The sequence below is a fragment of the Streptomyces camponoticapitis genome (assembly GCF_014646115.1).
In the GTDB taxonomy this organism is placed as follows: Bacteria; Actinomycetota; Actinomycetes; order Streptomycetales; family Streptomycetaceae; genus Streptomyces; species Streptomyces camponoticapitis.
This window is the reverse complement of record NZ_BMMV01000037.1, coordinates 21,985-42,822: the sequence shown is the minus strand read 5'-3', so window position 1 is coordinate 42,822 and position 20,838 is coordinate 21,985. Positions and strand designations below refer to the sequence as shown.

Genomic DNA, 20,838 nt, shown 5'->3' with positions numbered 1-20,838 from the left:
CCGCGCCCGCGCCGGGCCGACACCCGGGTGGACGCGTCAACTCCCGCCGGCGAACCGGTCGCGTCCGCGGAAGCCCGAGCGCCGGCGCAGGCCGTGCCGGACGCCGGGGCCGGGCGCCCGGAGCCGGGCCCGGCACCGCGTCCCGACCCGGCGTCCGCCCTCGCGGCCCCCGGGTTCTTCGGGCGGCAGCGGGAGTTGAAGAGCCTGCACACCGACATCGAGCGGGCCGGACTCAACACCATCGCCGGGCGGAAGGCCGCCCACACCCGTGTGCTGCTCATCGCCGGGCAGCGGGGCTCCGGGCGGACCGCGCTCGCCCGGGAGTTGGCGCGGCAGGTGGGGCGGCGCTATCCGGACGGGGTGCTGCACATCCGGCTCACCGAGCCGAGTGGCGAGCCCGTCCCCGTCGAGCGCACCGCGCGCGACCTCCTCGGCGAGTTCGGCATCGACGTGCCGCCGGGCGCCGGTGAGGACGAGCTGTCCGAGATGGTGCGCGACGCGCTGTCCGAACGCCGGGTCCTGCTGCTCCTCGACGACGCCCACGACGCCGAGCAGGTCGACCTCCTGCTCCCCGAGAATCCGGACTGCCTCGTCGTCGCCGTCGCGCGCGGCCCGCTCACCGGTATCCCCGACATCCGCCCGTGCACCCTCGGCGGCCTGGACGCGAAGGCCGCGATCGAACTGCTCGGCACGTACACCGGATCCGTCCGGATCACCGTCGACCCGCAGGCCGCCGAATCGCTCGCGGAGGAGTGCGGCGGCCAGCCCGCCGCGCTCGCCGTCATCGGCGGCTGGCTCGCCGCCCGTCCCACGGTCTCCGTCGCCGACGCCGCCAGGCGGCTGCGCACCGTCCCCTCGGATCCCGAACAGCCGCAGGGCGCCCGCGCGTTGGCGCGTGCCTTCCGGTTCGTGTACGAGGACCTGCCGCCCTCCACCGCCGGGGTGCTGCGACTGCTCGCACTCGCCCCCGCCGGATTCGCCGACGCCCACACCGCGTCCGCGCTGGTCGGCTGTTCCGTCTCCGCCGCCGAGGCGGCGCTGGAGGACCTCGCCGGGCTGAACCTGCTGCGGCCGGCGGGGGAGCAGTACGAGGTCCTCGGCTCCCTCGCCCCGTTCATGCGGGCGCTGGTGGAGGCGAACGAACGCCCCGCCGAGGTGCAGCTCGCCAGGGCCCGGATGCTGGAGCGGACCGTACGACTGCTCCAGTCCTGCCGCGCGGTCACCGAACCCGACGGCTCGCAGGCGCGCAAGAAGCTCGCCGCGCTGCCCCGCGCCATGCGCTTCCCGAGCACCCCGGCCGCCGCCGAGTGGCTGCGCTCCCGCAGGCCGGCCCTCCTGGCCTCCGCCCGGCTCGCCGTGGCCGACGGCGGGCTGGACACCCTCGCCCGCAGGCTGGTCTCCGCACTGGTCAGGGCGCTCGCCGCGCACCAGGGCACCGACGCGGCGGCCCCGGACCTGTACGGGCTGCACCAGCTCGTCCTCGGTGTCGCCGAGCGCCAGGGCCTGCACCGCGAGGAGGCCGCCGCGCTGCTCAACATCGGTGATCTGGACGCCCTGACCGGCCGTACGCACGACGCGCTGGCCCGGTACCGGTCGGCCCTGGACGCCGGAAGGGCCGCGAACGACCACTACGCCACCGGCCGCGCGATGGAATCCGTAGGCGGCGCCTACCAGGAGCTCCAGGACTGGCACCGCGCCGCCGACTGGTACGGCCGCGCCCTCGCGCAGCGGCTCAGCCGCGGTGAGCGGGCCGACGAGGCGCGGCTGTACGGACGGCTCGGTGCCGTCCACGCCTGCGCGGGCCGTTACGGCGAGGCGCTGCGCCACTGGCGGGCGGCCGCGGCGGGCTTCCGCAGGCTCCAGGACCTCCCCGGCCAGGCCCGCGCCCTCAGCGAGGCGGCCAGGGTCCAGGAGTACGCGGGCCGCCCCGAGGAGTCGCTGGGGACCTGCCAGGAGGCCGTGGAGTACGCCCGGCTGGCCGGCGACACCCGGCTCCAGGCCGCGCTGGAGCTCCGGCTCGCGGACACGCTGGAGCGTCTCGGCGACCCGACGGCGGCCGGATTGCACCGCAAAGCCTCCGCCCGTCTGCTCTCCACGGAGAGCTCAGCCTACGAAATCCGCAGCACCTCGGCAGAAGGTTGATGCTTTGCAAGGCTAGACAGCGAGAAGTCCTTCATTAGACTGGCTCTGTCGTAAGTCAGCGATGCCTTCCGATGCGCCCTCGGCGTATGGGTTTGTAGGGCATTGCCCGAGTAACCCCTGAGCCAAGGACCGTGATCATCGTGCTCGTCGGCATCCCCCGCGAGGTCAAGAACAACGAGTTCCGGGTGGCCATCACCCCCGCCGGAGTGCACGAACTCGTGCGCCACGGCCACCAGGTCGCCATCGAGCGGGACGCCGGCGCCGGCTCCTCGATCACGGACGCGGAGTTCACCGCCGCGGGCGCCCGGATCCTGCCCACCGCCGACGCCGTCTGGGCCACCGCCGACCTGGTGCTCAAGGTCAAGGAGCCCATCGCCGAGGAGTACCACCGCCTCCGCAAGGACCAGACCCTCTTCACGTATCTGCATCTCGCGGCCTCCCGCGAGTGCACGGACGCGCTGCTGAAGTCCCGTACCACCGCCATCGCGTACGAGACCGTCGAGACCGCGAACCGCCGCCTCCCGCTGCTCGCCCCGATGTCCGAGGTCGCCGGCCGGCTGGCCCCGCAGGTCGGCGCGTACCACCTGATGCGCTCGGTCGGCGGCCGTGGCGTGCTGCCCGGCGGCGTTCCCGGTACGGCTCCGGGCCGCGCCGTCGTCATCGGCGGCGGCGTCTCCGGCTGGAACGCGACCCAGATCGCCGTCGGCATGGGCTTCCATGTGACGCTGCTCGACCGGGACGTCGACAAGCTGCGCGAGGCCGACAAGATCTTCGGCACAAAGGTGCAGACCATCGTCTCCAACGCGTACGAACTGGAGCGGGCGGTCGTCGAGGCCGACCTCGTCATCGGCGCCGTTCTCATCCCCGGAGCGAAGGCGCCGAAGTTGGTCACCAACGCGCTCGTGGCCAAGATGAAGCCCGGAAGTGTACTTGTCGACATTGCAATCGATCAGGGTGGCTGCTTCGAGGATTCGCACCCCACCACCCACGCCGAGCCGACCTTCCGGATCCATGACTCGGTGTTCTACTGCGTCGCCAACATGCCGGGTGCCGTCCCCAACACCTCCACCTACGCGCTGACCAATGCCACGCTTCCCTACATCGTGGCTCTCGCCGACCTCGGCTGGACCGAGGCGCTGCGCCGCGACCCGGCGCTCGCGAAGGGCCTCAACACCCATGACGGGCAGGTCACTTACGGTTCCGTGGCCGAGGCGCACGGTCTTCCGTACGCCGAACTGGCAACGGTTCTGGGCTGACCCGTCAACGGCGCCCGTCAACCTCGCGCCCCCGGCCGGATCTTGCTCGGCAAGGTCCGGCCGGCTGTGTGTCCGGCCACTTCCGGGCCGTTGTTCAACTCGCCTCGAACGTAACCCTTTAACCCTTTTCCACCCGTGTGAGGCGCGCCGACGGAGCCCTGCGCGCCCTTGACACAAGGGTGTTCGGTTGCCGACACATCGGGCCGGGTCCGGCGGATTGTGTTGCTGCGGAGTGGTGACACGCCATAGAGTCGCCAACCGTCGGCATGGTGCCACGCTGACCTATCGATAAGTTTCCTGGTCACGTCCAAGGAGGTAAGACGACTTGTGAATGAGTCGACATTTACTCCCGGGGGTGGTCAACCAGGAATGCCTGCGATGGGCCACCAGAGCCCGTCGTCCGGGCTAGAGGCCGTCGGCTCCGTCGCTGTCCGCACCTTCACCACCCATCAGCACATGACGACAGCCCACCAGACGATGGACGGCCAACACGTGAACGCCATGGCCGGCAACGAGAGTGGCCGAGAGTCCACCCACTTCGCCGACTTCGACGAGGTGCCCGAGGGGCACTTCTACGACCCTGACGCCGAGTACGAGCCCGATCCCGAGTACGCGGCCACGCTCGCGCCCGACGCGGCAAGACAGCGCCGCGAGCGAATCGGCCCAACCGGGCGTCCCCTGCCGTACTTCCCGATCCCCGGCCCGGTCACCGACCACGGCCCCGCGAAGATCATCGCGATGTGCAACCAGAAGGGCGGCGTCGGCAAGACCACGTCGACCATCAATCTGGGCGCCGCGCTCGCGGAGTACGGCCGGCGCGTGCTGCTCGTGGACTTCGACCCGCAGGGCGCCCTGTCCGTCGGGCTCGGGGTCAATCCGATGGAGCTCGACCTCACGGTCTACAACCTGCTCATGGAGCGGGGCATGTCGGCCGACGAGGTGCTCCTGAAGACCGCCGTGCCCAACATGGACCTCCTCCCGAGCAACATCGACCTCTCGGCGGCCGAGGTGCAGCTGGTGAGCGAGGTCGCCAGGGAGTCCACGCTCCAGCGGGCGCTCAAGCCGCTCATGCAGGACTACGACTACATCGTGATCGACTGCCAGCCGTCGCTCGGTCTGCTGACCGTGAACGCGCTGACCGCCGCGCACAAGGTGATCGTCCCGCTGGAGTGCGAGTTCTTCGCGCTGCGCGGAGTGGCACTGCTGACCGAGACCATCGAGAAGGTCCAGGAGCGGCTCAACCCGGAGCTGGAGCTCGACGGCATCCTCGCCACGATGTACGACTCCCGCACGGTCCACAGCCGCGAGGTCCTGGCGCGGGTCGTCGAGGCCTTCGACGATCACGTCTACCACACGGTGATCGGGCGGACCGTGCGCTTCCCGGAGACCACCGTCGCCGGTGAGCCCATCACCACCTACGCCTCCAACTCCGTCGGCGCCGCCGCCTACCGCCAGCTCGCCAGGGAGGTGCTCGCCCGGTGTCACGCCGAGTGAGTCTGCCCGGGGCCGACGAGCTGTTCCGTACGACCGGGGGCATGGCGCTCCAGGCCTCCTCACCGGGAGACCGGCGGCGTACCGCGAACGGTGAGCCGCGGGTCCCGGCACCGGCCCAGGAGAGCGACCCGGGCGCCGAACAGCCGGGGGCCGCGCAGGCGGCGGCGCCCGCACCCGCGCCGGCCCAGGAGCACTCGGCGACCGACGCGGACTCGTCGGCCACCTCCCGCAGCCGTACCCCCGAACGGGACCAGCCGCAGCGCCGGTCGCAGGGATCGCAGGACAGCGGCGGCGGCACGGGTGGCAACAACGGTGGTACGGCCGCGGCCGGCCAGCAGGGCGGTCAGCGCCGCCGAGGGGGCCGCGGCGCCAATCGCCGCCCCAGCGGGCGCGAACGGCACGACGAGAAGATCACGGTCTACGTCTCCGCCGAGGAGCTGATGGACCTGGAGCACGCGCGTCTGGTGCTGCGCGGCGAGCACGGTCTCGCCGTGGACCGGGGGCGGATCGTCCGCGAGGCGGTCGCCGTGGTCCTGGCCGACCTGGAGTCGCGCGGCGACGCGAGCATTCTCGTACGGCGCCTGCGCGGGCGCTGAAGGTAGCCTCGGCGGACCGAGACCCGCCCTCCCGCCTCCAGGACCGCCATGCCGCCGACCGACGAACCCACAGCCCGCTCGCCCCGCCGCGCGCTGGGCCGCGGGCCGGGGGCGGGCGGTGGGGCGGCCGAGCCCCCGACGGCGGTGGAGCCGGCGGCGCCGGTGGTCGTGGAGCCCGCGGCGGAGGAGCCGGGTCCCGGCCCGGAGGCCGTGCACGTACCCGAGCCCGCCGCCGAGCGGGAGCCGGGCCCCGAACCTGTGCCGAAGCGGGAGCCGGAGCCGGGCCCCGAACCTGTATCGGGGCCGGAGCCGGAGCCGGTGGCCGAGCAGGGCCCCGACCCGGAGGCCGTGCACCTACCCGCGCCTGCTGCCGAGCCGGAACCTGAGCTCGTACCGGAGCCGGCCCCCGAACCTGTGCCGGAGCCGGAGTCCGAGCCGGAACCCCCGCCCGTACCGGACGCGGACACCGAGTCCGAAGCCGTCCCGGCGGCCGACGGTGAACCCGAGCCCGACGACGGGCGGTTCACCGTCCGGCTCGCGAACTTCGAGGGGCCGTTCGATCTGCTCCTCCAACTGATCTCGAAGCACAAGATGGACGTCACCGAGGTCGCGCTCTCGAAGGTCACCGACGAGTTCATGGTGCACATACGCGCCATGGGCCCCGACTGGGACCTCGACCAGACCACCGAGTTCCTGGTCGTCGCGGCGACGCTCCTCGACCTGAAGGCGGCACGCCTGCTGCCGTCCGCCGACGTGGAGGACGAGGGCGACCTGGCGCTGCTGGAGGCCAGGGACCTGCTCTTCGCCCGGCTGCTCCAGTACCGCGCGTACAAGCAGATCGCCGAGATCCTCAGCACCCGGCTCGACTCCGAGTCACGGCGCTACCCCCGTACCGTCGGCCTGGAACCGCACCACGCCGCGCTGCTCCCCGAGGTCGTCATCAGCATCGGCCCCGAGGGCTTCGCCCGGCTCGCGGTCAAGGCGATGCAGCCCAAGCCCAAGCCGCAGGTGTACATCGACCACATCCACGCGCCGCTCGTCTCCGTCCAGGAGCAGGCGGGGATCGTCGTGGCGATGCTGCGGGCGGCCGGCGAGGTGAGTTTCCTGACACTCGCCGAGGACGCCCCGGACACGCTCACCGTCGTGGCGCGCTTCCTCGCCCTGCTGGAGCTCTACCGGGAGAAGGCGGTGGCTCTCGACCAGGACGAGGCCCTGGGCTCACTGATGGTGCGCTGGACGGGCGGGGACGACGACGAGCCGCCGCGGGTGACGGACGAGTTCGACCGTCCGCCCGACCCCGTGACGGATGCGAAGGACACGAAGGACACGAAGCGGACGAACGACGCGACGGACACGAGCGAGGAGATGGCGTGAGCGAGCAACGGACGGTCGCCGACCTCGATCTCAAGCCCGCCCTGGAGGCGGTCCTCATGGTCATCGACGAGCCTGCGACCGAGGAGCACCTGGCCAAGGTCCTGGACCGGCCGCGCAGGGCGGTGGCGGACGCCCTGCGCGAGCTGGCCGACGAGTACACCGTCCAGGGACGCGGATTCGAGCTGCGCCTCGTCGCGGGCGGCTGGCGTTTCTACTCGCGGGCCGAGTACGCGGAGGCGGTCGAGGGCTTCGTACTCGACGGCCAGCAGGCCCGCCTCACCCAGGCCGCGCTGGAGACCCTGGCGGTCGTGGCGTACCGCCAGCCGGTCAGCCGGTCCCGGGTCTCGGCCGTACGCGGAGTGAACTGTGACGGGGTCATGCGGACCCTCCTCCAGCGCGGTCTGGTCGAGGAGGCGGGAGCGGAACCCGAAACAGGTGCGATCCTGTACAGGACGACGAACTATTTCCTGGAGCGGATGGGCCTGCGCGGTCTGGACGAGCTTCCGGAACTCGCGCCCTTCCTTCCGGAGGCGGACGCGATCGAGGCCGACACCCTGGAAGGCGTTCCGTCGTTCGATCCGGACGCACCGTACGCCCCGGACACTCACGCAGACGACAAGACGGACATTTGATGCGAAGCAACGGCAGGAACAGCGGAAGCGGCAGCGGCAACCGGAGTGGCGGCGGCGGCCGGGGAGCCGCGGGCGGCAAACCCCAGTCGAGGGCCGGCGGCGGTCGCGGCGGCAACGGGGGGAGCGCCGGGAGCCGGGGGAGCGGCGGCGGCGCCGGCTCGCGCGGCGACAAGCAGCCGAAGCGTGAGGGTACGCCGCGTCCCGAGGAGCGCCGTTACGACGTCGGGCGCGGCGGTCCCGGCGCCGGCCAGGGTGGCGGCCAGGGCGGCTCCGGCGGCCCGTCGGGCGGCGGCCGTGGCGCGGCGGCCCGGGGCGGTGCCAAGGGCGGCCCCAAGGCCCCGAGCATCGCGGCCAAGCGCCGGGCCCAGGGCAAGCCCGCGCGCCCGCGCGAGCTGGACGCCAAGATCGAGCAGCGCAACCGTGACCGGTACGCCGACAAGCCGGAGATCAGGACCCCGAGGACCAACCCCGGCGCCGAGCAGGAGGGCGAGCGGCTGCAGAAGATCCTCGCGCGGGCCGGCATGGGTTCGCGGCGGGCCTGCGAGGAGCTGATCGAGCAGGCGCGCGTCGAGGTCAACGGCGAGATCGTCATGGAACAGGGCATGCGTGTCGACCCGCACCGGGACGAGATCAAGGTCGACGGGCTGACCGTCGCCACACAGTCGCATCTCTTCTTCGCGCTGAACAAGCCCGCCGGTGTCGTCTCCACGATGGGCGACCCGGACGGCAGGCAGAACCTCGGCGACTACGTCACCAACCGCGAGACCCGGCTGTTCCACGTGGGCCGGCTGGACACCGAGACCGAGGGCATCATCCTGCTCACCAACCACGGTGAGCTGGCCCACCGCCTCACGCATCCCAGGTACGGCGTGAAGAAGACCTATCTCGCCGCCGTCCAGGGCCCGTTGCCGCGTGATCTGGGCAAGCGGCTCAAGGACGGCATCCAGTTGGAGGACGGCTACGCCCGCGCCGACAACTTCCGTGTCGTGGAGAACACCGGGAAGAACTATCTGGTCGAGGTGGTCCTCCACGAGGGCCGCAAGCACATCGTGCGCCGCATGCTCTCCGAGGCGGGCTTCCCCGTCGACCGTCTGGTCCGGACGGCGTTCGGACCGATCCCGCTGGGTGACCAGAAGTCCGGCTGGCTGCGCCGTCTCACCAACACGGAGGTCGGCATGCTGATGCAGGAAGTCGGCCTGTAGGCAGACCAGTTCGACCGGAACCGCAGCAGGCGGGAGAAGCCCGTGGCCTTGAGGCCGCGGGCTTTTTCGCTTGCGGGGCACGCCGGTCCGCCTTTATAGTCAATGTGACTATTAAGGAGGCGGGCGTGAGCCTCGCGGATTTCCTCGACCCGTTGCAGCAGCCGCTGGTGACCGTTCTCGACACCCCGGTGAGCTGGACCGAGGTGCTCGGCTTCGGCAGCGGAGCGCTCTGCGTCTGGCTCGTCGCCCGCCAGCACATCGCCAACTGGCCGATCGGCATCGCCAACAACCTCTTCTTCATCCTGCTGTTCAGCCAGGCGGGCCTCTACGCCGACGCCGGGCTGCAGGTCGTCTTCATCGCCCTCGCCACGTACGGCTGGTGGACCTGGACCCACGGGGGTGGACCAGGTTCATCGACTCTCCCGGTGCGCCGCACGACGCGCACCGAGTGGGGCTGGCTGCTCGTGGCGGGGGCGGTGGGCACTCTCGGACTCACGCTGCTGCTCGACCACCAGACCTCCTCGACGGTCCCCTTCTGGGACGCCGTCACCACCGCGCTGTCGCTGATGGCGACGTACGGGCAGTGCCGTAAGCGGCTGGAGTCCTGGTGGCTGTGGATCGCGGCCGACGTCGTCTACATCCCGCTCTACGCGCACAAGGACCTCTACCTGACGTCGATCCTGTACGTGGGCTTCCTGACCCTGTGCCTCATCGGGCTGCGCAACTGGTCGCGCGACCTGGCCGGCCGGCCCGCCGCGCCCCTGGAGGCCACGGCATGAGCGGGACTTACGAACACGGCCTGGTCCTCGGCAAGTTCTACCCGCCGCACGCCGGCCACCATCACGTCGTACGGACCGCGCGGGAGCGCTGCGAACGGCTCACGGTCCTCGTCTGCGCCGCCTCCGTCGAGTCGGTGCCACTCGCCGACCGCGTCGCCTGGATGCGCGAGATCCACCCGGACACCAGGGTGGTGGGTGCCGTCGACGACACACCCATGGATCTGCACGACCCCGCCGTGTGGGACGCGCACATGGCGGTCTTCCGGGCCGCCGTCCCCGAGCCCGTGGACGCCGTCTTCACCTCGGAGCCGTACGGGGACGAACTCGCCCGCCGCTTCGGCGCCGAGTCCGTCACCGTGGACCCGGACCGGGCGCTCCACCCGGTGTCGGGCACGGCCGTCCGCGAGGACCCCGTCGGCTGCTGGGACTTCCTCGCCCCACCCGTCCGGGCGGCGCTCACCCGCCGCGTCGTGGTGCTCGGCGCCGAGTCCACCGGCACCACGACCCTCGCGCTGGCGCTCGCCGAGCACTACCGGGCGCGCGGCGGTGTGTGGAGCCGTACGCGTTGTGTCGCCGAGTACGGGCGGGAGTTCAGCGAACGGAAGCTGGCCTCCCTCCGCGAGCGCCGGCCGGCCGCGCGGTGGGAGGACGTCGAACTCACCACCGACGACTTCCCGTTGATCGCCCGACGGCAGAACGAGCTGGAGGAGGAGGCCGCCCGTGACGGCTCGCCCGTCCTCGTCTGCGACACCGACTCCTTCGCCACCACCGTCTGGCACGAGCGGTACGTGGGGGGCCGCAACCCGCTCGTCGAGGAGGTCGCCGACCGGGTGCCGCACCATCTGTGGCTGCTCACCGGCCACGAGGGTGTCCCCTTCGAGGACGACGGACTGCGGGACGGCGAGGAGCTGCGGCCCTGGATGACCGGCCGCTTCAAGGACGAACTGACCCGCACGGGGCGGACGTTCGTCGCGCTCGAAGGGCCGCGCGAGAAGCGGCTCGCCGAGGCGGTGGCCGCCGTGGACGCGCTCCTGGGCCAGGGTTGGTACTTCGCCGCGCCTCTGCCGGAGAACAGATGACATCCCCTCAGCCACCCCGGCGGCCGTCCGGACAGCCGCGTGTACCCGAGAACTACGACCCCGCCGACTTCGTGCCGTTCGCCGTCACCGTCGATCTCGCCGTCTTCACGGTCCGCGAGAGCCGGCTGCACGTCCTGCTCGTCGAACGCGGCGAGGAGCCGTATCTGGGTCACTGGGCGCTGCCCGGCGGCTTCGTACGGCCCCGGGAGTCCGCCGGGCAGGCGGCCAGGCGTGAACTCGCCGAGGAGACCGGCCTGTCGCCGGACACCGTGGCCGGACTGCGGCCCGAGCAGCTGCGTACGTACAGCGACCCGGACCGGGACCCCCGGATGCGTGTCGTCTCCGTCGCGTACACCGCGCTCGTGCCCGACCTCCCCGAGCCGCGCGGCGGCGGCGACGCAGCCCAGGCCCGCTGGACGCCCTACGACGAACTCGGTCGGCTCGCCTTCGACCACGGCCGGATCCTCGCCGACGGCAGGCGCCGTATCGGCGCCAAGCTCGAATACACCTGCCTCGCCACGGCGTTCTGCCCGCCCGAGTTCACCCTCGGGGAGCTTCAGCAGGTGTACGAGACCGTCTGGGGCGTGGTGCTGGACCGGCCCAACTTCCGCCGCAAGGTACTGACTTCACCCGGCTTCGTCGAACCGGTCGAAGGCCCGCCGCGGCGCACCGGCGGCCGGGGCAAACCCGCCGCTCTCTACCGCGCCGGCGCCGCCACCGCACTCCACCCGCCGCTGCTTCGACCGGAAGGACGGACCACTCCATGACCGCCACCGGCACGGCCCGCAAGAGAGCCGCCACGGGCGCCATGACCGGGCTCGCGCTCGGCGACGCCCTCGGCTTTCCCACCGAGTTCAACGATGTGCCGTCGATCCTCGCCAAGTTCGGTCCCTGGCGGGAGATCCCCCTGCTGAAGCCCGCGATCGTCAGCGACGACACCCAGATGACGCTCGCGCTCGGCCGTGGTCTGCGCACCGCCATGGGCCGGGGCACGCTCGGACCGCTGCGCCTCGCCCGGCCGGTACGCGAGGAGTTCGTGGACTGGTTCCACGACCCGCGCAACAACCGGGCCCCCGGCAGAACCTGTATGACGGCCTGTCAGCTGCTCGACAGCGACCGCCCCTGGCAGCGGGCGAGCCGGATCGGCTCCAAGGGCTGCGGCGCCAACATGCGGGTCGCGCCCGTCGGGCTCGCCCCCGGCCTCAGCGCCGAACAGCGCTCGGGCGCCGCCCAGTTGCAGTCCGGCCTCACCCACGGCCACCCGACCGCCCTGGCCGCCTCCGACCTCACGGCCCACGCGGTGTACCTGCTGGCCCGCGGGACCGAACCGATGGGCCTGGTGGGCCTGCTGCGCAGTTACGCGTACGAGAACCGGTCCCGCTATCACCACAGCTGGCTCGGCGACCTGTGGACCCACAGCCAGGACCCGACCCCCGAGCATTTCATCGAGCGGGGCTGGGACGACTGCCTGGCCGTGCTCGAACGGCTCCGGGGGGCCCTGCGCACACCGTCCCCCGAGACCGACCCGTGCCTGGCGACCGGCGACGGCTGGGTCGCCGAGGAGGCGTTCGCCACCGGACTGCTCTGCTTCCTGCTCTTCCCCGACGAACCGGTCACGGCGCTGCGCAGGGCGGCCTGCACCAAGGGCGACTCGGACTCGATCGCCTGTCTGACGGGCGCCTTCGCGGGGGCGCACCTCGGGGCGGCGGCCTGGCCCGAGGAGTGGGCGGACCGGATCGAGTACCGCGAGGAGCTGCTGGAACTCGGGGCACTCTGGGACGCTTGATCCATGAGTATGGATGACGAACACGTGGCCGACGACGGCCCTCCCGGGCACTGCCTCGACGAGAGCGCCGACGAGCGCGCCCGGCGCCTGCGCCGGGCCGGGCTGCCGATGACCGACCTCGGCCCGGTCCTCGCCGAGGAGACGGACCCGCTGCTGTTCGCCACCGTCTCCGGCGCGCACCTCTACGGATTCCCCTCCCTGGACTCCGACGTCGACCTGCGCGGCGCCCACCTGCTGCCGGTGGCCGAACTCATCGGGCTGCACGAGCCCGAGGAGACCCGCTCGCGCATGTGGGACCGCGACGGTGTGGAGATGGACCTGGTCAGCCATGACCTGCGGAAGTTCGTCCGGATGATGATGCGGCGCAACGGCTACGTATTGGAACAGCTCCACTCGCCGCTGATCGTCCACTCGACCGAGGCGCACCGCGAACTGCTGTCGCTGGCGCCCGGCGTGCTCACCGGCCACCACGCCCACCACTACCGCGGCTTCGCCGCGACCCAGTGGCGCCTCTTCGAGAAGACCGGTGAACTCAAGCCGCTGCTCTACACGTTCAGGGCACTGCTCACCGGCGTCCATCTGATGCGCAGCGGCGAGGTGCAGGCCCATCTGCCCACCCTGCTCGCCGAGGTGAGCGCACCCGACTATCTGCCCGAACTGATCGAGGCGAAGGCCGAGGCAGAACACGGCGCGGCGACGGGCCTCGCCCCGACCCGTCTGCAGAGCGACGTGGACGCCCTCCACGAGGTCCTGGCGGAGGCCAGGGCCGAGACACGGCTCCCGGACTCCCCGGCGGGATACGAGGCGCTCCACGACCTCGTGGTGCGCACCCGGCTGGGCACGGGCTGAGGGGTGTCCCGCTGATCCCCTGCGGGCGCGCGACGTCGGCTACGGCACCTCGCCGCGTTTCGGATCGCCCGAATACGCCCAGTACGACAGCCCTCAGCCACCGAGCGCCGAGGCCCTTCGTACGCGGATCACGAAGTCCTCGACCCGGGCGCTGTCGGGCTCGTCCGGCAGGGGTGAGCGGGCGAGCGCGGCGTCCGCCTCCTCACCGAGGCGGTTCATCCGCCGCTCCACCTCGGCCCAGGAGACCTCACCGCGCTTGACGGCGAGCAGCGGCTCGCGCTGTTCACCGGCGTCGATGACCAGCCGCCCCGTACGCAGCAGATCGCGGGAGGAGCCGAGCAGCCGCAGCAGATGCATGGCGTGCTTCCAGCGGGGCGCGCCGTACTGCCGGACGTCCGCCTCCAGCTTCCTGCGCTGGCCGATCGCGTAGCGCACGAAGGTCGCGTGCGTCCGCCGGGAGAGGAACGCCTCGCGCAGGGCGAGGAGTTCACGGCCGGTGTCGTCGACGTGCTCGACCAGCGGCGAGTGCAGACATTCGAGCACGTTGGGATTGCTGCGGAGCGCGAGCAGACAGAAACGCTCCAGCTCCCACGAGAACTGCTCCTCGGCCGGCCCGTCGACATGCGTCGGAGGCTTCTCGAAGTGCCAGAAGAGCGGCGCCGGCGCCAGGAACACGCCCCGGCGGTCGGTGTCACTGCCCTCGGTCGCCAGACCGAAGGCGCGGGAGCCCATGACGCACGCGTAGACGGTGTGCTCACGCACCAGGTCCTCGGGGTTCATACGCACGGAGATTACGGGGGCCGCACCCCTGGTCCGCCGCCGGGCCCTGACCCCCGCCCCGGGCCCCCGGCCGTCTCGCGCAACGGTCGCCCGGGCCGTACCTCCGCACATCTGTCTAACCTGGACGGAGCACACGATCACTGAGCGGGACGAGGAGCACGACGTGCCGGTACGAGCTGTCCGAGGGGCCGTCCAGCTGGAGCGGGACGAGCCGGGACACATGGACGAACAGGTCGCCCAGCTGCTCTCGACCATCCTGGAGCGCAACGGCCTCGGGGCGGACGACCTGATCAGCATCTGGTTCACGGCCACCCCCGACCTGCACAGCGACTTCCCGGCGGCAGCCGCGCGCGGACTCGGCATCGTCGACGTCCCGCTGATCTGCGCCCAGGAGCTGGACATCGAGGGCGCCATGCCGCGCGTGGTCCGCATCCTCGCCCACATCGAGTCCGACCTCCCCCGATCCGAGATCGCGCACGTCTACCTCGGCGCCGCGGCAGCCCTCCGCAAGGACATCGCCCAGTGAGAACCGCCCTCGTCATCGGAACCGGCCTCATCGGCACCTCGGCCGCCCTGACCCTCGCGGGACGCGGCGTCGCCGTCCATCTCGTGGACCACGACCCGGCCAGGGCGCGTACGGCCGCGTCGCTCGGCGCCGGCACCGAGGAGCCGCCGGCCGGCCCCGTCGATCTCGCGATCGTCGCCGTACCGCCCGCGCACACCGCCGACACCCTTGCCGCCACGATGCGCGCCGGGCGTGCGCGCGGCTACCTGGACGTGGCCAGTGTCAAGGGCGGCCCCCGGCGCGAGCTGGAGGCGATGGGCCTGGACCTGACCGCGTACATCGGTACGCACCCCATGGCCGGCAAGGAGAGTTCCGGGCCGCTCGCCGCGACCGCCGACCTCTTCGAGGGCCGGCCCTGGGTGCTGACCCCCACCCCCGGCACCGACACCGAGGTACTGAACCTCGCGCTCGAACTGGTGGCGCTCTGCCGCGCCGTGCCGGTGGTGATGGACGCCGACGCGCACGACCGGGCCGTCGCGCTCGTCTCCCACACCCCCCAGCTGATCTCCTCGATGGTCGCCGCCCGCCTGGAGGACGCCGACGAGGCCGCCGTACGGCTCTGCGGGCAGGGCATCCGCGACGTCACCAGGATCGCCGCCTCCGACCCCCGGATGTGGGTCGAGATCCTCACCGCCAACCCGGGGCCGGTCGCCGACGTGCTCGCGGGCGTGGCCGCCGACCTCGACGAGACGGTGGAGGCGCTGCGGGCGCTCCAGTCGGCCGACGAGGCCAAGCGGCGCGGCGGCACCGAGGGCATCGAGGACGTGCTGCGGCGCGGCAACGCGGGCCGGGTGCGGGTACCTGGCAAGCACGGCGCGGCCCCGACGGCGTACGAGACGGTGGCCGTCCTGATCAGCGACCGTCCTGGCGAGCTGGCCCGTATTTTCGCGGACGCCGGGAGCGCGGGGGTCAACGTCGAGGACGTCCGGATCGAACACGCGACCGGGCAGGAGGCGGGTCTGGTCCAGCTGATGGTGGAGCCCGCGGCGGCCCCCGTACTGAGCGCGGCGCTGCGCGAGCGCGGCTGGTCGATCCGCCGCTGACGGGAGCGGCCCGCGCATGCCCCGCGGGCGGGCTTTCGCGGGGGTGTAAGGGAGGGTCCCAGCACTCGGTAACCTTGTGCGGGGGCGTACTGACGTCTGGGCGTTGGGAAACGACCCCCGGAACGTTCCGAGACTCAGCCGCGAAGCACTTCGCGTACGACTCCGCGCCCCGTGAACCAGGAAGGTGTCCGCCCCCGTGGAAACCGCTGCAACCGACGCCAGGACCGCCCCGGCCGCCGTGATCGTCGCCATCGACGGGCCCGCGGGCACCGGCAAGTCGAGCACGTCCCGGTCCGTGGCCACCGAGCTCGGACTGAGCTACCTGGACACGGGTGCGCAGTACCGGGCGATCACCTGGTGGATGATCAGCAACGGTATCGACGTCCAGGACGCCTCGGCCGTGGCCACGGCCGCCGACAAGCCGGTCATCGTGTCCGGCACCGACGCGGCGAACCCGACGATCACCGTCGACGGCGTGGACGCGTCGGGACCCATCCGTACACAGGAGGTCACGGCCAAGGTCAGCGCGGTCAGCGCCGTCCCCGAGGTACGGGCCGTCATCACCGAACTCCAGCGTTCCATCGCCGCGGCCGCCGGGAACGGCATCGTCGTGGAGGGGCGCGACATCGGCACGACCGTGCTGCCCGACGCCGACCTCAAGGTCTTCCTCACCGCCTCGCCCGAGGCGCGCGCCGCGCGCCGCACGGGCGAACTCAAGGGCAAGGAGGCCACGGACCTCGCGGCCACCAGGGAAGCGCTGATCAAGCGGGACGCGATCGACTCCACACGTAAGGCGTCGCCGCTGGCCAAGGCGGACGACGCGGTCGAGGTGGACACCACCGACCTCACGCTCCAGCAGGTCATCGAGTGCGTCGTCACCCTCGTCGAGGAGAAGCGGGCGGCTCGGTGAGCGGACCTTCCCGGACGGAACAGTCCCGCACGGCCGCGCCCTCCCCGAAGGGCGCGGCGGTCGGCCGCCGTATCGGCATCGGACTGATGTACGGCCTGTGGAAGCCACGGGTGCTCGGCGGCTGGCGGGTCCCCGCGGCCGGCCCGGTGATCCTGGCCGTCAACCACTCGCACAACATCGACGGGCCGATGCTCATGGGCACCGCGCCCAGGCCCGTGCACTTCCTGATCAAGAAAGAGGCTTTCATCGGTCCGCTCGACCCGTTCCTGCTGTCCATCGGACAGCTGAAGGTGGACCGTACGACCACCGACCGCGCCGCCGTGACAGACGCCCTCGGGGTACTCACGGGCGGCGGGGTCCTGGGGATCTTCCCCGAGGGCAGCAGGGGAGAGGGCGACTTCGCCTCCCTGCGGTCCGGGCTCGCGTACTTCGCGGTACGCACGGGGGCGCCGATCGTCCCGGTCGCGGTGCTCGGAAGCACGGACCGCCGCGGACGGTTGATATCCGCGCTGCCACCACTGCGCAGCCGTATCGACGTCGTCTTCGGGGACGCGTTCGAGGCCGGTGACGGAAGTGGCCGGCGCACGCGGCAGGCGATGGACGACGCCACGCTGCGGATCCAGAAGCGGCTGACCGCCCATCTGGACCACGCCAGGCGCCTCACCGGGCGCCGGGCAGGACTTGAGTAGTGCACCGCGTCCGCGCGGTGCACCGATCACGATGAACGAGGTACGGACTTCATGAACGACCACATTCACTCCGGCGACTCCGGCGACGAGCACGGAGAGCTTGGCGACGCCGAGTACTCGGAGTTCATGGAGCTCGCCGCCCACGAGGGCTTCGACCCCGAGGAGATCGAGGGCGCGATCGACGAGGCAGGCCACGGCCCGCTGCCCGTCCTCGCCGTCGTCGGCCGCCCCAATGTCGGCAAGTCGACCCTGGTGAACCGCATCATCGGCCGCCGCGAGGCCGTCGTCCAGGACAAGCCCGGTGTCACGCGCGACCGCGTCACCTACGAGGCCGAGTGGGCCGGGCGCCGCTTCAAGGTCGTCGACACCGGCGGCTGGGAGCAGGACGTCCTCGGACTCGACGCCTCCGTCGCCGCGCAGGCCGAGTTCGCGATCGAGACCGCCGACGCCGTGGTCTTCGTCGTGGACTCCACGGTGGGCGCCACCGACACCGACGAGGCCGTCGTCAAACTGCTGCGCCGCGCGGGCAAGCCCGTCGTGCTCTGCGCCAACAAGGTCGACGGCCAGAGCGGCGAGGCCGACGCGACGGCGCTCTGGTCGCTGGGTCTCGGCGAGCCGCACCCCGTCTCCTCACTGCACGGCCGAGGTACGGGCGACATGCTCGACGCCGTCCTCGAAGCGCTGCCCGAGGCCCCGAAGCAGACCTTCGGCACCACCGTCGGCGGTCCGCGCCGCATCGCGCTGATCGGCCGCCCGAACGTCGGCAAGTCCTCACTCCTGAACAAGGTCGCGGGCGAGGAGCGCGTCGTCGTCAACGAGATCGCCGGCACCACCCGCGACCCGGTCGACGAGCTGATCGAACTCGGCGGCAAGGTCTGGAAGTTCGTCGACACGGCGGGCATCAGGCGCCGCGTCCACCTCCAGGAGGGCGCCGACTACTACGCCTCGCTCCGCACGGCGGCCGCCGTCGAGAAGGCCGAGGTGGCCGTCGTACTGATCGACACGAGCGAGTCCATCAGCGTCCAGGACCAGCGCATCATCACCATGGCCGTCGACGCGGGCCGCGCCCTCGTCGTCGCCTTCAACAAGTGGGACACCCTCGACGAGGAGCGCCGCTACTACCTGGAACGCGAGATCGAGACCGAGCTGGCGCAGATCGCGTGGGCGCCCCGCGTCAACGTCTCGGCGCGCACAGGGCGGCACATGGAGCGTCTGGTCCCCGCGATCGAGACGGCGATCCAGGGCTGGGAGACGCGCGTGCCGACCGGCAGGCTCAACGCCTTCCTCGGCGAGCTCGTCGCCGGTCACCCGCACCCGATCCGCGGCGGCAAGCAGCCGCGCATCCTGTTCGGTACGCAGGCGGGCACCCGGCCGCCCCGGTTCGTGCTCTTCGCGTCCGGCTTCATCGAGGCGGGCTACCGGCGCTTCGTGGAGCGCAGGCTCCGCGAGGAGTTCGGCTTCGACGGCACGCCGATCCACATCTCGGTACGGGTGCGGGAGAAGCGCGGCCGCAAGAAGTGACGCGCGGTCGCGACGCGCGAACAAGCCGGTGGGCCGGCGCGGACGACATCCGCGCCGGCCCACCGGCTTCTCCGTACCGCCACGACCGGGTCACGCCACGACCGGGTCCGGGGGCCCGCCGGTCACACGCCCCGGCGGGGCGCCGGCGGCAGGGCCATCTGCGGGCGGCCTCCCGGATACTGCCGGCCGCTCTGCCAGGAGAACGGGGCCTGCTGGCCGGAGGAGGACCCGTGCATCCCCGTACCGAAGGCGGTGAAGCCCAGGCTCTCCTCACCGCTCCGGTCGCCCGGCAGTGTCCTGAACGACCGCAGATACTCGGAGTACAGGGCGTCGTAGATCGGCGTGGCCGAGTATCCGGACGAGTACCCGACCGGAGGGTCCTGGGCCGGGCGCATCGCGGGGACCTGGGGCTGGTACTGCTGGCGGGAACGGTCGTATGAGTGCACGTAGGAGCCAACGACCCCGTCGTCCGTCGGATGCGGCCTGACCGGCGAAAATGCTGGTCGGGAGGGCTGGGCGGGGGAGCTGTCGGGGGTGTGGGCCGGGTCCTCGGCACGCTCCCACTCCCCGCCGCGGTGCTTTCCCTCGTGGCGCTCCCCGGCCCGGTACTCCCCGGGCCGGTACTCCCCGGCCTGGTACTCCCCGGCCTGGTACTCCCCGGGCCGGTACTCCTCCGAAGGGGCTGGTCCCTCGTCCGTCACGTGCCGGCCAACGGCATCGCCGCCGCCACCAGGCGGCCGTTGGCCGCCGCCTTGTCCAGCGCGTCGCGCAGCAGGTCCTCGCGCGGCTGCTGGCCGATGGAGCCGACCGGCGCGGCGAAGACGAGGACCGTACGCGACTTGTTGGCGGCGGCCCGCCAGTCGCTGGTGACCTGGAGCGGCTGGTGGGCCTGCCACCAGGCGACCGGGGTGCCACCGCCCGTACCGGGCTGGAGGACCGCGTGCAGCTGGCCCATGGCGAGCAGCACCGACCAGCCGGCCAGTGCGCGCGGAGCCCGGCCCAGATCGCCGATCGGCTGGAAGCCCTGCTCCACCAGGAGCGGCAGGAACTCGTCCGCCGTGCCGGCCGAACCCGGCCGGGCGATGGGTCCGGTCGGTTCGACGACAAGGGCGGGGTGCAGCTGGTTGTCGATCAGGACCAGCCCGCTGGTGACACCGAGGACGGCCTGGTCACCGCCGGTGCCCGGCGCCGCCGCCTGGGGTTCGCCGCCGGTGATGCTGCGGACGGCGCCCTGGAGCTGGTCCTCGGCCACCTTGACGACCTGGGAGGGGATGCAGGTGGCGTGGGCGAAGGCGAGGACGGCCGTCTCCTCACCGATGAACAGCACCGTGCTGGTGCGCTCAGTTTCGGAGTCGCCCGGGGTACGGCAGGAGGTGCAGTCGTAGCTGCCCGGGGAGTTCTCGCCGACGAGCAGGCGATCGGCTTCTTCGTCGCCGATCTCGGCGCGTACGTCTGCGCTGACGTCGAGCATGCGCGGCACGGGTGGCTCCTCGAACTCGGTGCGTGGGCCGGGCTGTTCCCGGCTCGTAAAGAGACAACGGGTGAGCTGTCGCCGGGGTCACGCGCGAAGCCGGGCGAATCGAACCACCCGCCCGGCCCAGGGAGTGTCCTTTCGGCCTCGACGGGCGCGCGCTCTCTGATCCGGCCCGATCGCCGGGGGACCCGGTTCGGCACGGTCGCGGGCGTCCAGGTCCGGCGCCTTTCCGAGCCGCGACATCGCCCCGACGCGGCGCTCGGAGCGGTCCGTCGTCGCCGGAAGCCGGTGAGGCCGTCCGGGGTCGCTGTGGAGCTTCGGCGCGGTGCCGTGGGGTGGCTCCGAGGCCTTGGGGGACTGACTCCGCAGGTGGGAGCGGTGCGGGCCGCGCACGCGAGGGCGGGGGTGCCGGAGCCGTACACCTGGATGATGAGGGTTGAGACGCGGGGCGACGGCGCGTCGGTCGCGTCGCGGCCTCCCGCGCGGCCCGGAAGGCGCGTGCCTCGGCGGGTCCCGGTCGCACTCCTCCGCCGGGGCCCTCGCACGTACGGGTGAAGCTTCCGGCCGCCCCCGGCCCGCCGCGCGGGAGCCGCCGCCGTGCTGCGCGACGGTGCGACGACGGCGCCGCACCCGGCGGCGGCCGACGGCGCCGCTCGCGCGTGCGGCG

20 protein-coding genes are annotated in these 20,838 nt (G+C 72.2%); 17 read left to right on the top strand and 3 right to left on the bottom strand.

Features of this window, described 5'->3' with window-relative positions; translation table 11 throughout:
- Window positions 1-93: 93 nt before the first annotated feature.
- The 12 genes from IEY79_RS35095 (at window position 94) to IEY79_RS35040 (ending at window position 13,189) form a co-directional block, all read left to right on the top strand.
- Window positions 94-2,142: a tetratricopeptide repeat protein gene (locus IEY79_RS35095; protein ID WP_189111720.1), complete on the top strand. Its 2,049-nt coding sequence runs from the start codon at window positions 94-96 to the stop codon at window positions 2,140-2,142.
- A gap of 140 nt (window positions 2,143-2,282) precedes the next feature.
- Window positions 2,283-3,398, top strand: coding sequence for an alanine dehydrogenase (gene ald / locus IEY79_RS35090; RefSeq protein WP_189111719.1), 1,116 nt, complete (start codon window positions 2,283-2,285; stop codon window positions 3,396-3,398).
- 369 nt (window positions 3,399-3,767) lie between these two features.
- Entirely contained in the window at window positions 3,768-4,892 is a 1,125-nt protein-coding gene (locus IEY79_RS35085; protein ID WP_189111708.1) for a ParA family protein, read from the top strand.
- Window positions 4,889-5,488 (top strand): hypothetical protein, encoded by a 600-nt coding sequence (locus tag IEY79_RS35080; RefSeq protein ID WP_189111718.1) that lies wholly within the window; start codon window positions 4,889-4,891, stop codon window positions 5,486-5,488. Before IEY79_RS35085 ends, IEY79_RS35080 begins: the two co-directional genes overlap by 4 nt.
- Before the next feature lie 48 nt (window positions 5,489-5,536).
- Window positions 5,537-6,862 (top strand): segregation/condensation protein A, encoded by a 1,326-nt coding sequence (locus IEY79_RS35075; protein WP_189111707.1) that lies wholly within the window; start codon window positions 5,537-5,539, stop codon window positions 6,860-6,862.
- Window positions 6,859-7,494, top strand: a complete 636-nt coding sequence (gene scpB, locus IEY79_RS35070; RefSeq protein WP_189111706.1) for an SMC-Scp complex subunit ScpB — start codon at window positions 6,859-6,861, stop codon at window positions 7,492-7,494. The genes IEY79_RS35075 and scpB overlap by 4 nt, the downstream gene beginning before the upstream one ends.
- Entirely contained in the window at window positions 7,494-8,696 is a 1,203-nt protein-coding gene (locus tag IEY79_RS35065) for a pseudouridine synthase (protein ID WP_189111705.1), read from the top strand. The genes scpB and IEY79_RS35065 overlap by 1 nt, the downstream gene beginning before the upstream one ends.
- A 125-nt stretch (window positions 8,697-8,821) precedes the next feature.
- Window positions 8,822-9,475, top strand: coding sequence for a nicotinamide riboside transporter PnuC (gene pnuC, locus IEY79_RS35060; RefSeq protein WP_189111704.1), 654 nt, complete (start codon window positions 8,822-8,824; stop codon window positions 9,473-9,475).
- Window positions 9,472-10,554: an AAA family ATPase gene (locus IEY79_RS35055; RefSeq protein WP_189111703.1), complete on the top strand. Its 1,083-nt coding sequence runs from the start codon at window positions 9,472-9,474 to the stop codon at window positions 10,552-10,554. The genes pnuC and IEY79_RS35055 overlap by 4 nt, the downstream gene beginning before the upstream one ends.
- Window positions 10,551-11,321 carry an NUDIX hydrolase gene (locus tag IEY79_RS35050; RefSeq protein WP_189111702.1) on the top strand — a complete coding sequence of 257 codons (771 nt, stop codon included), beginning with the start codon at window positions 10,551-10,553 and terminating at the stop codon, window positions 11,319-11,321. The genes IEY79_RS35055 and IEY79_RS35050 overlap by 4 nt, the downstream gene beginning before the upstream one ends.
- Window positions 11,318-12,340: an ADP-ribosylglycohydrolase family protein gene (locus IEY79_RS35045; protein WP_189111701.1), complete on the top strand. Its 1,023-nt coding sequence runs from the start codon at window positions 11,318-11,320 to the stop codon at window positions 12,338-12,340. Before IEY79_RS35050 ends, IEY79_RS35045 begins: the two co-directional genes overlap by 4 nt.
- A gap of 108 nt (window positions 12,341-12,448) precedes the next feature.
- Complete coding sequence (locus IEY79_RS35040; RefSeq protein WP_189111717.1) at window positions 12,449-13,189, top strand: nucleotidyltransferase domain-containing protein; 741 nt, start codon at window positions 12,449-12,451, stop codon at window positions 13,187-13,189.
- 93 nt (window positions 13,190-13,282) lie between these two features.
- Here the strand turns inward: IEY79_RS35040 and IEY79_RS35035 are convergent, their stop codons facing one another.
- Window positions 13,283-13,969: a nucleotidyltransferase domain-containing protein gene (locus IEY79_RS35035; protein ID WP_189111700.1), complete on the bottom strand. Its 687-nt coding sequence runs from the start codon at window positions 13,967-13,969 to the stop codon at window positions 13,283-13,285.
- A 163-nt stretch (window positions 13,970-14,132) separates the two neighbouring features.
- Here IEY79_RS35035 and aroH point away from each other — a divergent pair, with 163 nt between their 5' ends.
- The 5 genes from aroH to der all read left to right on the top strand — a co-directional run bounded on the left by aroH (window position 14,133) and on the right by der (window position 18,697).
- Entirely contained in the window at window positions 14,133-14,495 is a 363-nt protein-coding gene (gene aroH, locus IEY79_RS35030) for a chorismate mutase (RefSeq protein ID WP_189111699.1), read from the top strand.
- The gene (locus IEY79_RS35025) at window positions 14,492-15,577 is read left to right on the top strand and encodes a prephenate dehydrogenase (protein ID WP_189111698.1); all 1,086 of its coding nucleotides are present in this window, start codon (window positions 14,492-14,494) and stop codon (window positions 15,575-15,577) included. The genes aroH and IEY79_RS35025 overlap by 4 nt, the downstream gene beginning before the upstream one ends.
- Before the next feature lie 184 nt (window positions 15,578-15,761).
- Complete coding sequence (cmk, locus tag IEY79_RS35020; protein ID WP_189111697.1) at window positions 15,762-16,487, top strand: (d)CMP kinase; 726 nt, start codon at window positions 15,762-15,764, stop codon at window positions 16,485-16,487.
- Window positions 16,445-17,176 carry a lysophospholipid acyltransferase family protein gene (locus IEY79_RS35015; RefSeq protein ID WP_373292689.1) on the top strand — a complete coding sequence of 244 codons (732 nt, stop codon included), beginning with the start codon at window positions 16,445-16,447 and terminating at the stop codon, window positions 17,174-17,176. Before cmk ends, IEY79_RS35015 begins: the two co-directional genes overlap by 43 nt.
- Window positions 17,177-17,227: 51 nt before the next feature.
- On the top strand, window positions 17,228-18,697 hold the full coding sequence (gene der / locus IEY79_RS35010; protein WP_189111696.1) for a ribosome biogenesis GTPase Der: 1,470 nt from the start codon (window positions 17,228-17,230) through the stop codon (window positions 18,695-18,697).
- Window positions 18,698-18,819: 122 nt separating this feature from the next.
- On the opposite strand, the gene IEY79_RS38550 is transcribed toward der, so the two are convergent.
- Complete coding sequence (locus IEY79_RS38550; protein ID WP_373292688.1) at window positions 18,820-19,398, bottom strand: hypothetical protein; 579 nt, start codon at window positions 19,396-19,398, stop codon at window positions 18,820-18,822.
- Complete coding sequence (locus IEY79_RS35000) at window positions 19,395-20,177, bottom strand: DUF8842 C-terminal domain-containing protein (RefSeq protein WP_189111695.1); 783 nt, start codon at window positions 20,175-20,177, stop codon at window positions 19,395-19,397. The genes IEY79_RS38550 and IEY79_RS35000 overlap by 4 nt, the downstream gene beginning before the upstream one ends.
- Window positions 20,178-20,838: the final 661 nt, after the last annotated feature.

Bases quoted from the DNA above. Each gene is read 5' to 3' on its own strand.
- IEY79_RS35065 (WP_189111705.1), top strand. From the start codon at position 7,494: ATGCGAAGCAACGGCAGGAACAGCGGAAGCGGCAGCGGCAACCGGAGT.
- IEY79_RS35045 (WP_189111701.1), top strand. From the start codon at position 11,318: ATGACCGCCACCGGCACGGCCCGCAAGAGAGCCGCCACGGGCGCCATG.
- der (WP_189111696.1), top strand. From the start codon at position 17,228: ATGAACGACCACATTCACTCCGGCGACTCCGGCGACGAGCACGGAGAG.
- IEY79_RS35075 (WP_189111707.1), top strand. From the start codon at position 5,537: ATGCCGCCGACCGACGAACCCACAGCCCGCTCGCCCCGCCGCGCGCTG.
- IEY79_RS35085 (WP_189111708.1), top strand. From the start codon at position 3,768: ATGCCTGCGATGGGCCACCAGAGCCCGTCGTCCGGGCTAGAGGCCGTC.
- IEY79_RS35050 (WP_189111702.1), top strand. From the start codon at position 10,551: ATGACATCCCCTCAGCCACCCCGGCGGCCGTCCGGACAGCCGCGTGTA.
- IEY79_RS35055 (WP_189111703.1), top strand. From the start codon at position 9,472: ATGAGCGGGACTTACGAACACGGCCTGGTCCTCGGCAAGTTCTACCCG.
- IEY79_RS35035 (WP_189111700.1), bottom strand. From the start codon at position 13,969: ATGAACCCCGAGGACCTGGTGCGTGAGCACACCGTCTACGCGTGCGTC.
- IEY79_RS35040 (WP_189111717.1), top strand. From the start codon at position 12,449: ATGACCGACCTCGGCCCGGTCCTCGCCGAGGAGACGGACCCGCTGCTG.